General features: G+C 33.7%; 11 protein-coding genes and 3 pseudogenes. 11 read left to right on the top strand and 3 right to left on the bottom strand.

The genetic code is table 11. From position 1 onward, the window contains the following. Positions 1-1273 (bottom strand): IS1182 family transposase (locus AC1DUW_RS13910; RefSeq protein WP_477642766.1); only part of this gene is annotated, 1273 nt, incomplete at its 3' end. A 414-nt stretch (positions 1274-1687) separates the two neighbouring features. On the opposite strand from AC1DUW_RS13910, the gene AC1DUW_RS13905 reads away from it, so the two are divergent. The 10 genes and pseudogenes from AC1DUW_RS13905 to AC1DUW_RS13860 all read left to right on the top strand — a co-directional run bounded on the left by AC1DUW_RS13905 (position 1688) and on the right by AC1DUW_RS13860 (position 9171). Then, entirely contained in the window at positions 1688-1936 is a 249-nt protein-coding gene (locus tag AC1DUW_RS13905) for a hypothetical protein (protein WP_477642765.1), read from the top strand. Between the two features lie 265 nt (positions 1937-2201). Then, a complete protein-coding gene (locus AC1DUW_RS13900; protein ID WP_477642764.1) occupies positions 2202-2702 on the top strand; it encodes a helix-turn-helix transcriptional regulator in 501 nt (166 codons plus the stop codon). Between the two features lie 28 nt (positions 2703-2730). Next, positions 2731-3087, top strand: coding sequence for a hypothetical protein (locus AC1DUW_RS13895; RefSeq protein ID WP_340891940.1), 357 nt, complete (start codon positions 2731-2733; stop codon positions 3085-3087). Positions 3088-3406: 319 nt separating this feature from the next. Next, a pseudogene (locus AC1DUW_RS13890) lies at positions 3407-3613 on the top strand (dihydrofolate reductase); the annotation flags it as partial. Continuing rightward, positions 3609-4220 (top strand): annotated as a pseudogene (locus AC1DUW_RS13885) (tyrosine-type recombinase/integrase); the annotation flags it as partial. The pseudogenes AC1DUW_RS13890 and AC1DUW_RS13885, both read left to right, overlap by 5 nt. 181 nt (positions 4221-4401) lie before the next feature. Next, positions 4402-5057 (top strand): annotated as a pseudogene (locus tag AC1DUW_RS13880) (VanZ family protein). Positions 5058-5229: 172 nt separating this feature from the next. Next, entirely contained in the window at positions 5230-5580 is a 351-nt protein-coding gene (locus tag AC1DUW_RS13875) for a PadR family transcriptional regulator (RefSeq protein ID WP_477642763.1), read from the top strand. Next, on the top strand, positions 5567-6409 hold the full coding sequence (locus AC1DUW_RS13870) for a permease prefix domain 1-containing protein (RefSeq protein WP_477642762.1): 843 nt from the start codon (positions 5567-5569) through the stop codon (positions 6407-6409). Before AC1DUW_RS13875 ends, AC1DUW_RS13870 begins: the two co-directional genes overlap by 14 nt. A gap of 131 nt (positions 6410-6540) precedes the next feature. Then, the gene (locus tag AC1DUW_RS13865) at positions 6541-7218 is read left to right on the top strand and encodes a hypothetical protein (RefSeq protein ID WP_477642761.1); all 678 of its coding nucleotides are present in this window, start codon (positions 6541-6543) and stop codon (positions 7216-7218) included. A gap of 1443 nt (positions 7219-8661) precedes the next feature. Beyond that, on the top strand, positions 8662-9171 hold the full coding sequence (locus AC1DUW_RS13860; RefSeq protein ID WP_477642760.1) for a DinB family protein: 510 nt from the start codon (positions 8662-8664) through the stop codon (positions 9169-9171). 180 nt (positions 9172-9351) lie between these two features. Here the strand turns inward: AC1DUW_RS13860 and AC1DUW_RS13855 are convergent, their stop codons facing one another. Then, positions 9352-10245: an aminoglycoside phosphotransferase family protein gene (locus AC1DUW_RS13855; protein ID WP_477642759.1), complete on the bottom strand. Its 894-nt coding sequence runs from the start codon at positions 10243-10245 to the stop codon at positions 9352-9354. Positions 10246-10595: 350 nt separating this feature from the next. On the opposite strand from AC1DUW_RS13855, the gene AC1DUW_RS13850 reads away from it, so the two are divergent. Next, positions 10596-10811 carry a hypothetical protein gene (locus AC1DUW_RS13850; RefSeq protein WP_477642758.1) on the top strand — a complete coding sequence of 72 codons (216 nt, stop codon included), beginning with the start codon at positions 10596-10598 and terminating at the stop codon, positions 10809-10811. A 251-nt stretch (positions 10812-11062) separates the two neighbouring features. Here the strand turns inward: AC1DUW_RS13850 and AC1DUW_RS13845 are convergent, their stop codons facing one another. Then, positions 11063-11563: a DUF2690 domain-containing protein gene (locus tag AC1DUW_RS13845; RefSeq protein WP_053345739.1), complete on the bottom strand. Its 501-nt coding sequence runs from the start codon at positions 11561-11563 to the stop codon at positions 11063-11065. Positions 11564-11881 lie beyond the last annotated feature (318 nt).

Below are 11881 nucleotides of genomic sequence, written 5' to 3'. Positions count from 1 at the left end.
ATTTTTTAAGTCCCCTTAAAGTAGTCCAACGCATACCATGCTTTTCTTTTGCATCTGCGAATACACGCTCAATCGTTTCTTTACGTTTCGCATATATAGGTTTTACATCTTGATGAGTACGTAGATGATCTGCTTCCTCCACATATGCTTGCCAGATATGCCGTGTCACCACTTTTTGGTGGTCTTTGCTTTCTGTACACCGTGATAAAGATGAGCATGTTGCACAAATGTGTTTTGGCGATTTGTACTCGCGATAGCCCTCTTTATTTGTTGTTGAGTACTTTAAAGTCTCGCCCGAAGGGCAAAGGTAACAATCAAAATGTTCATCGTAAATATATTCATGTTTGCGATAGAATCCTTCTTTTGTACGAGGACGTGTATAGGGTAAAGCCGGTGTAATTTCTTTTCCAAATAGATAGCTTGTAATGGCTGGTGTTTTATAAGCTGCATCTGCCGCAACGGCTTCGGGTTTTCCAACTTTCTCAATCACTTGTTCAACAAGTGGCTCTAATATATGACTATCATGCGTATTTCCAGGTGTTACAATCGTTCCCAGTACAAAACCGTTGCGGTCTGCGGCCGCGTGGAATGAATAGGCAAACTGTTTTGTTCGTTCATCTTTCACATAGTAGCCACTYTCAGGATCAGTTGTACTTTCTTTAATCTCTTTGGTTTCTTCCTTATCAAATTTATCCGGTGGGAAAGGCTTCTTTCCATGGTTTTCACGATCTTGATTTATTTCTTCTTGAAGGCGTCCTTGATACGCTCGTGTTTCCTTGCGAACGATTTTCTTTTCAAATTTCCGCTTATTCGCACTGGCTTTCACATGTGTGGAATCAACGAATACGTGCTCTGCACTTATTAACTTTCTATCGGCAGCTGTCATTAAGATGCGATAGAATATYTGTTCAAACAGGTCTGTATCTTTAAAGCGCCGCTCATAATTTTTGCCGAACGTTGAGAAGTGTGGCACTTTATCATGGAAACCGTAACCTAAGAACCAACGGTAAGCCATATTTGTTTCAACTTCTTCAATCGTTTTACGCATTGAACGAATACCGAAGGTATATTGAATGAATGTCAGTTTAACTAAAATAACTGGATCGATACTTGGGCGACCTACCTCTGAATACATATCTTTTACCAAATCATAAATGAAAGTGAAGTCAATGGCTGCCTCAATTTTACGAACCATATGGTTCGCTGGCACCAGTTGATCCAAAGTAATCATTTCAAGTTGATCTCGCTGAATAGAATTATGTTTCGAAAGCATCGTCATCACCTCAAGTTTTAATACTCCTATATTAAAACAAAATAGACTGTAGGCAAAAGTGTTTATTTCTAATTGTTAAAACAAAGTTGATTGGAACGGAAGGTGCGAGACTCCTGCGGGAAAAGCGTGTCTAAGGGAGACCCCACAGGCGCAAAGGCGCCGAGGAGGCTCCCTGACCGCCCGCGGAAAGCGAGTGCCTGGAGTGGAAATCAACGTTCGAATTTTTACAACCCCTCAAAAAAACTGTAGACAAACTCGATTTTCATCGAGTTTGTCTACAGTCTGCGCGATGCTTTAATAAGAATCGCTTTTCTTAATAAACTATCGGGGCAGTTTAGTTCATTAATAACTCATTTATGAATTGATTAATGATAAAATAATGGAATAATTTCCTTGATTAAATGGGGTGAAGAAATGTATTGGAAATTAAGAATTCCTCTTTTTTTGTTTGTTATGGGTATTACATCTGGTCTTTATCAAAAGTTTCCTAACCTTTTTCTTGTAAATACATCTTATTTTATAAGAAGTGTTGTATATATTGGCCTAATTGGAATCATCTTTACTATTTTAGAAAATTCAAAAGTGAATGAAAAAAAAGTCCATATAATTATTGGGATGGTGTTAATTTTTTCAGGAATTTTATTTGATAATCTAATGGTGTAAAGACCATCCTTAATCAACTAACAGGTACGTAGCTGAAGATCGGAGCTGTCTTTAAGGCAGTTTTTTCTTTATGCAACTATCGGGGCAGGTTAGTTCAACAAGCTTTAATTAAGAAATATTCCCATTTCAAACTTATTTAGAGCAAGGTTATTTCTTGCTTTTTTCTTTGTGTTTAAAAGTTGCTTTTTATTCAAAAAGGGAATTTTTTTGTTGAAAAATAATACTATTAGTGTAAAATTACACTAAAAAGGAGTATTTAGTATATATGGAAAAAGAAGAATTCATCAATTTAATATCAGAAAAAATGAAACTTGTCCGAACAGAACAAAGTTTTTCTCAAGATAAGATGTCTGAAATTCTAGGGATTTCAAAAAAAACACTAGTTCAAATTGAAAAAAGAAGAACAGAAGCCAATTGGACCACCGTTGTTGCATTTTGTGCTTTATTTAATCATAGCCAATTGTTGATATCATCAATTGGTGACAATCCAGTTGATTTTGTTCAGTTAATTGCTAGCAAAAATGGTGGTACGCCTAAAGAAAAAACAATGGGTGGTAAGCTATGGTGGAAAGAAATCGAGTATAGAGGGGATTTTCGTTTGCAACAAAATTTGATTAGTAACCATTACCGTATATTGGATCAATATGATTATCGTTGGCATAGTTCTTTTAATAAAGAAGAGAGTTTAAGTCGTTTAAATGAATTACAGGCGGTGGGGACTATCGAGATAGACAAAGGTATAGGGATGGGGATATATAAAGAATAAGATTTATATATTTCCAAAGGAGGACGACATGAAGACCTCGTGGTTAATACTTACTTTAATACCTGCTCCATTCTTGTTTCACTTTTTTGAATATGGACAACACATTAAGCGTGAAGAAGCATCTTTTCTATATTTAGGTACTGTAATCTTTGTTATTATAATTGGGCTTTTATCTGGTCAAATAAGAATTCGTTACGTTATTTTGGTTAATGTTATAACGGGGTTATTATCAATGTTTTTGGCTATGTATTTTATTCCTGACGATGGTTGGTTTAAGCCAGTAGGTAGAGATGTTGCAGTAATCATTGTTGCAGTTGTTTTTTTAGTGGGACAATTAATAGTAAGGTCTTTTTCAAGACCATTCTTTGTTAAGAAGGAAAGTTAAAACTTTTCTTCTTACTTCAGTCAGGATACCACAAATGATTATGGTTTATTCAAAATCAACCAATAACTTTAACATAGCCTAAAAAATAGAGAAAAGCCAAAAAATAACTGAAATAAAAGAAAGCCTACTTCCTTAAATAGCAAGGATCGTAGGCTTTCTTTATTCTTAAAGGTGTTTAATTTACAATAAAGTCGTACCGATTTGAAAAAAGTTTAACCGTTTTTCTTATGGAACTATAGGAGCAGGATAGTGGAACAAGGAATTTCAATAGAAAATCAGAAATTACATGGTAAAATAGTAAAAAAAAGATGTGTAATATATGAAAGTATCTTTAATTGCTGCGATGGATAAGAATAGAGTCATTGGCAAGGAGAACGACATCCCTTGGAGAATCCCGAAGGATTGGGAGTATGTTAAAAATACTACAAAGGGACATCCAATCGTATTAGGCAGAAAGAACCTTGAGTCAATCGGAAGGGCTTTACCTGACCGAAGGAATGTTATTTTGACGAGAGATAAGAGTTTTTAGATGGGCCCAGGATGAAAATTTAATTAATGGAAATCCTGCTTCCAAAATCAAGGAACCAAAATTAGAATTAAGGGTTCCAAAATACTTGTCTGAAGAGGAAATTGAACATTTGCGGGAAGCTTGTCATACAACATTCGAAAATGCTTTATTTGAGTTTATGTAYTCAACAGGATGYAGAATTGGTGAAGCAATAACKCTAGATAGGRCMTCAATYAATTTYTCTAATCAATCAGCAATCGTATTAGGWAAAGGAMATAAAGAACGAGAAGTATATTTYAATACTCGTTGTGAAATATGGTTGAAGCGATATTTAARTGAGCGWAAAGATCATGAGGAAGCACTMTTTGTGACAACACGYGCMCMCCATCGAATGAGTATTTCTCAAGCGAGAAACRTTATAAAAYTGRTAGCAAAGMGAACGGACATTAAAAAGAGCATTCATCCYCAYCAGCTTAGACATAGTTACGCCACAAATTTATTGAATAATGGAGCKCCTCTRGAAGTGATTCAAAATTTAATGGGYCATGAAAAAAGTGAAACCATAAAAATTTATGCATATCTAAGTGGTGCAATGCGGAGAGACTTGTATAGAAAGTAYTTTTAAGGGACCARGGGTCCTTTTTATTTTGTTCTTAATAAACTATCGGGGCAGGATAGTTTCATAAGAAACGCAATAAAATCTTGGTTTTATTGGTGATAATTGAACGAGCAGAATTAAATTCCAACAAAGGCATATTTTATGGTAAAATAAGGTTTTGTTTGAGCTGGAAGGAAGGGTCGATGGAGTGTATTTAATTAATGGTAGTTTGCTTATTGGAATTGGATTTATATGTTATTTGGCTGGAAGAGGTATTTTAATAGGGTTTAATTAAAAAAACAAAAACAAGTATATTGGTTAAGGGAAGTTATTAATTTTCTTTTTGTTTTATACATACTTATGGTTGTTTCCGTTACACTGTTTCCATTAGCTTTATTGATTGATTTTAATATGCAAAATATTAAGTTTGGCTTAAATCTAATTCCACTTGTTGGAATTATAAATGATATTAAACAAATAGGTATTGCATATGACGGTGATACCGTGTTTATGATTAGATTAATTATTAGAAATGTGGGTGGAAATATATTATTATTGATGCCTTTGGGTGTATTATCACCGATAATATGGAATAAATTTAAGGATTTTAAAAATATTGTACTATTCGGATTTGTTATATCAATTAGTATAGAATCTATACAATTTACTGAACTAATAGCAGGTGGTTGGGGAAGAACAGTTGATATTGATGACGTAATTTGTAATGTATTAGGTGTTATTCTTGGATACTTCATTTATAAATTTACGTTTAAATTAGCCGATAAATTTCAGATCGAAATATTACAAAAATTAAACTCTGGGAATTCAAGATTGTTTGATAACAATAAAGGAACTCAATTATAAATTTTATTGAACAAACAGGTGCTTTAGCTGACGATCAGAGCTGTCTTTAAGGGAGCTTTTTCATATGGAACTAAAGGGGCAGGATAGTTCATTAAGAACTACCTGTTTTTTTTATTGAATACCTTGCATTATAAAGTAATTTAAAATATATTTATACCAAGAGGTGGGTAATTTGGAAATTAATAAGGAAGTCTTAAAAGGTCATATAGACACTCTCATCCTTTCTCTTTTACACAGGAGGGATATGTACGGCTATGAATTAGCCAAAATTGTTCGTGAAAAGAGTGATAACCAATTTGAACTAAAAGAAGGCACACTTTACTTGTCATTAAAGCGTTTAGAAAAAAATGAATGGATTTCTTCTTACTGGGGGGATGAGCAAGGACCAGGAGGTAGAAGAAAATATTACAAACTTACAGCCATGGGTGAAGAAGGATTTGAAGAAAAGCGTTCGGAATGGAAATTTGTAAAAAAATTAATCGATACGTTTTTGGAAGGGGGAGAAAATATTGAAGCAAATTGAAGAGTATGTTAATTCTGTTTATCGAAATGTTGATGGTGATAAAAACGAAATTGAAGAATTAAAAGAGGAAATGCAATCACATTTATTAGAGGCTGCCTATGAGTTAAAAGAAAAAGGTATATCGGCAGAAGAAGCGAGCAGAATGGCTATTGAAAACTTCGGAGATAAAAAACACATGATAAAAGGATTATCAGAATTTTTTAGTGTACAAAAGAGATTTGCTCGTTATATCTTATTATTTTCATTGGTTTCACTTGTGCTAGGAGCAATCATTTTTGTAAACGCCTACTTAGAAATATATAATTTCAAGGAAGAAAGAGGCATCATCATGAACGATGTGTTAACCATTTTAGGTGATGATGTTGTGATTTCTGACTCCCAAAAAGAGGATATTCAAACTATTTTCGACGAACATAGGGATCATTTGAATTATCTTGCAATATTTAATACAGAAGAGAACGCTCAATTAAAAGATTGGTTGAAAGAATTTAAAATAACACAAAAACCTTCTACCACTTACCCAATTGAATATCAGTATGCAACATTTATGATTGAAGATCCGTATGAGATTTTCAATAAAGAAGAAATTGTTAGCGATGATTATGATTTAGGAACAGTGGCTAGTACAAAGGATAATTGGATTGTTCAATATGAATATAAGGATACCTACCAGAATGTTATTGAAGCAAATAATTCATGGGTATTAGGAGATTACATGGATATTTTTCAGCTACCGATTTTGTTCTTTGTAGTGTTTGGGGTTCTAATTATTGTTTGGGGATTCTTAAAAAAATATCATAAAACATATTTAAAAGGACTAATAAACTGAATCTCTTAATGAACTATCGGGGCAGGATAGTTCAACAAGCTGATAACTCTAATAAGTCAGTGAAAACAACAGTTTCAAGTGGTATATAATAAAAATATAACTATCCGAACCTTTTAAGAGAGGCGAATAACATGAAGGTAGAAATAAGCTACTTCCCTCCAGAAAAAATAATAACTGTACCTGGCCCAGAAGCCACTTATCCTTTTGAGATAACCGGTGAGTTCCAATATATCGTAGAGTTTTCTTGTTATATTGATGGGGATTATACAGATGCCCATGAAGAATTCTTTTGCAATTGGCTGGAGAACCCAAATTATTACCCTATTTATACACTTGCGGAAATCTATGATTTTCAACTAGCAGAGTACGAAGAGCTGTTTAAGATGCAAAATATAGAGTTTAATTATATGAAGGGGAGTCGCAAAGACATGTTCTTTGTAAAGGCAATTATCCGCAGCCCGCAGCAATTTAAACAATACTATCCTTATTTGCATGGGAATGGGAGCATGTTGAACTTATCATTATGGTCCTTAAAACAGGATATAATCAGACTAGAGGAAAGGGAACATGAGTCACCTTATCCTGTAAAAAGGACTAAAAATAACCGAACCAGACTAGTTAAATTAAAGCGGATAGCCAATACCCCGATAGCAACTTTAGCTGAAAGTTCCACTATGTTTTGGGTAGGGTATGATGGTGATTATATTACCGCGTTCTCAAATGATGAACACTTTTCAACAATAGACTCTCTTCAAAAAATAATACCAGAAAAGGTCGAGCTGGTAACTGATGATTATGAGTGGGAGTAGTGTTCTCCCATTCCAAAACCTTGATGAACTAACAGGAGCTTTACTTCAATAAGATGGTTGCTTTGGCAGCTCTTTGTCTTATGGAACTATCGGGGCAGATTAGTTTAATAAGGAGTTCATTAATTTTATATAGAATATTGATATATTAACTTCAACATTTTTTAGCTAAGGAGATATAAAAGTATGACTAAAAAAACTTCAATTAAATATTTACTTTATTTCTTTTCCTATTTACTCGTTTACCCGTGCAGCCTCCCTTTACTTTTAATGCTTACTTTTGTAGCAGATAGTCCTACTGTTTCTGAAAGTACATTAGATATAATATTTTATATTTTCTCCTTATTCGTTACAGTCGTTGGTTCTACTATTTTAAATTACTTATTTAAGCGTTCTATGAAATTAAATAAGAATACTAAGCATACTTGGTTGATATTTTTTGCTCATTTAATCTTAATACCTTTAACATATATATTGATTTTAACCTAAATTTTTAGCACTGATTGTGAAGTATTCTACTTAAACTAACRGGTGCTTTACTTCATTATCAGGAGCTGATCAGCAGCTCCTTTTCTTATGCAACTATCGGGGCAGGTTAGTTCAACAAGGAATACTAATAATTGGTCAAATGAAAAGACAGTTTACCACCACATTTTAGGTATAATGAAATATATAAATTAAAGGTAAATTGGAGAATTTTTATGAAGTTAAATACTTTTTTTGAACCTGTTTCTAATCTTTCAAAAAAGCAAAAAATATTGCGGTTGTTTTTCTTTCTTATTTTATTTACTGATATTATCACTCGTATTCTAAAAATTGATTCAATGTTAGTTCAAAATATAATTGATTCAGTAATGGGATTATGCCTAATTGCTTTCGTCTTTGAAATGCTGTTTTTAAAGAACAAAAATTAATATTTACTAGTTATTAAGCTAACAGGTACGTTAGTTTAGATCAGGGGGCTGCCATTTGGTGGTCTTTTTTCTTAATGAAGTAAAAGGGCAGTTTAGTTAAAGAAAGAGATGTTAATTACAACATCTCTTTTTACTCCACTTCGTCTTCAGTTTTCAGCATTTCTTCATCTATGATGTCAACTAATTCTTGAATACTAAACATATAAAGAACAACTTCTTTATCAACATCTTCAATATGAACTTCGGCTTCAATTCGTATTTTTGTTGCTTTTCCTTTATAAATAACATCAAAAGTTCCAATTTCTTTAACTTATGGAACTAACGGGGCAGGTTAGTGGAATAAAAAGTGAATTAATCCATTATTATGTGTATTATGTTAACTGCATAAATCAGTTGTACAGAGATAATAAAGTTGTTTAATTTGCAATTATTTTGCGGTAATGAAATTAAATATCAAATAAAGGAAATATCTTCTTGACAGTCGAATATTAGCCTAGAACCATAATTAACTATTCCGATGAGGAGGATTCTTGTGCGTCCACGACCATTATCTATTGAAAATCCAGAGTATGATAGGTATGTTAGTCTTGTGCCAGATGGAGATATTGAAGAAATACTTAGTAAGCAACGAACTAAGACCATTACCCTCTTGAGCAGCATATCAGAGGAGTCAGCAAGGAAGGCGTACGCACCAGGGAAATGGACTTTAAAAGAAGTGATTGGGCATATGGCCGACGCGGAACGTGTGATGTCGTATCGAATGCTTGCCATTGCACGAAATGAAAGTGCGCCACTCCCAGCAATGGATCAGGATCAATACGTTTCTGCGGCAAACTTCAACAAATTATCCTGGGAGCAGCTACTAGCTGATTTAGACACGGTACGCTCCAACACGTTAAGTCTTATTTCAACCATTGATGATGCAGCATGGGATCGTAATGGAACTGTAATGAACAGCCCAGTTTCGATAGGTACCTTTGCATATGGCATTGCCGGGCACGAGTTACACCATATGAAAGTGATTAGTGATAAATACTTATAAGTCTTTTTCTATTAATGAAAAAACCTAATTTCTTATTTAATGCTGAGAAATTAGGTTTTTTTTCATTGCTCCATTAAAGCGCCCGATAACGGAAGATCTTTATGCACACATGTGCTACGAAATTACTAAGTAAACTTGCCTTTAATGCAAGATAAACGGTTCCACTACTTTTAATTAAGTTTATTTAAGATTTTTTTCTAATTCATAGTCCTGTTCGATTATTTTAATAATATTATATGATTCTTCTGCTATTACTTTGTTAGAATTTCTATTCCAATTGTAAGTAATTAAAGCCTTCCATAAAGCCCAACCTCTTGCACGATTCCAAGTACCCTCATCCATATTCAATGTATTCTTGAATACCTTTTTACTTGTATCATCAAAAAATGTCCATGCCATAGCAGCATCACAAGAAGGGTCCCCAATTCCTAAAATTCCAAAATCAATAATAGCAGAAAGCTTTCCATCTTTAACTAGAATATTACCTGGTGCAATATCACCATGAATCCAAACTGGATTTGCGGCCCATTTTGAATCTAATGCAAGTTCCCAGATTTCATTCAATAATGAAACGTTTAATATATCTTTATTCTGTTCGATTGCATCTCTGGTCTCTTGATCGTATACTGCAACATTTCCACCTCTATAAAAATTATGTTTCCCTGCTAAAGGACCACCACTAGCATCAATAGATTGTAATTCATTTAAAAATGTCCCCAAGTCTTTTGCAAGTTGGCTAAGATCATTAATATTTTTTAGATTTAATGTCTCTCCCTCTACCCACTTGTTGACAGTCCATGGGAATGGGTATTCCTTACTAGGATTCCCTTTTGCTAAAGGTGTTGATATTGGTAAAGAAAGTTCTTTTGATAATTTTGGTAACCACTTTTGTTCTTTCTCCACTTGAGGAACATAACCTTCAGCACTTGGTAACCTTACACTCATATCGTCTCCCAAGTGAAACGTTCTATTGTCATTTCCACCATTTTTAACAGGTCTGATTTCTAATTTTGACCATTCTGGGAATTGCTCATTTATTAATCTTTTAACTACATTCACATCAATATTATTCATTTAATACACCTCTATCAGTTATTAATCACCTTACGTTTGGCTTCAGCACCACATTTAGTTAGAAATAATCTCATTAGAATTACCTCCCTGTATTCAAATTACTCTAATTATAGCACGATTAAAAATTTCACTCATTTGCTATTTAGCTAAGTAATGAATATTAAAATTCCATCATTTTCACAATAAGTTCCTCCACAATATGGCCCTTTAGTGGAATAAAGATTGGCAAATTATTCACTTCTGATAATTTTCTATATAATGAAGCTCTTTCTTTATGCAACTAACGGGGCAGGATAATTGAACAAGATAATGTATGATATTAATATATCTAACAATTCGGGAGGGTTAATATGTTTAATGGTGGTACATTGTTTGCATCAGATGGTGTATTTGTTCTTTTAACTTTTTTACCTATTATTTTCTATTTAGTTCTTACTGTTTTTGGCATTTATTTTGTAATTAAAGTAATTAAGTTCATGAATGCGAAAACAAAATCAGACCAAGAAAGAAATGAAAAGATTGATGAATTAATTAAGGTTGTCAATCAAGGTAAGAGGATTGAATAATTTTATGTTTAGTTGAAATTTCGTGTGGCATTACTTCATAGTGAGGCATTTCTTCTAGAACTAACGGGTGCGTTAGTTCTAGAAGGGGTAGAGTTTCCGGCCCCCCGAAAATCGGCAGAGAAAAAGGATCTTCGATTAAAGATCCTTTTTGCTGCTTGTGAACTAAACTTCCCCGTTAGTCTAAACTCAGATATTTAGTTACGACCTGTTTGATCTAGCTTGAGCCACCCTAGGATTAAAAGGAACTTTTACTAATGACGGCTGGTAATCGCATACCTGGTACCAGAACCACTTGATGAATAAATCCACACTTCGGCCGAAGCTTTATACGGGTCTTTATCCCAAAATTGAGCCGTATAACAAGAGGTTTGACCTTTCATTACCCTCCCGTTTCCACCGGAAGAAGCACAACTTCCAGATGTTCTCCAAGTAGTGCCATTGGTGTAACTATCTACGTATACATTGGCATAATTATCGTACGGAGCAGCAGAATAAAACTTTACGTAACCCCAAGCCGTATGACAATAGGCACTTCCTTTTAGCTGTACATATCCAATTTTCACGCCGTTTTTATATATATATTTTGTTTCATAGGTGATTGGACTTTTATTCGCACAACCTGTTGAGTAAGGGTTTGAACCATCATAAGATAGGGCAGATGCTTTATTTATTGGTGTAATTGCAAATATCATTGAAAAGCATAAAACAAACAGTAATAGCCATTTCTTAATAATCCCTTGAGATAATGTCATTTTTTTCTTCTCCTTTAAAATAAGTTTTTAATACCAACTAGTTGGTATTAATCAATTTATTATATGATGAAGAATTTGTTATGATTAATACAATATTCAGATTTATTTTAAAAAGGGGGCTGCTATGTTAAATCATCATCAGAAACAATAAAAAAAGAAGCTTCGAAGAGCTTCTTTTTTTATCGACCGAATAGTCGATTCCTTAACATTGAACTGACCCCATAAAGTTAGACAGGTTATTTCGTTAGGCAGCCCGTTGGGCATGAGCTCGGTATTGTACCGGGCTCATGCCTTTTAATTTTGCCTTGATTCGTTCGT

It is taken from the genome of Peribacillus sp. P4_C12, from assembly GCF_056402095.1.
This window is presented reverse-complemented; position numbering and strand designations above follow the sequence as displayed.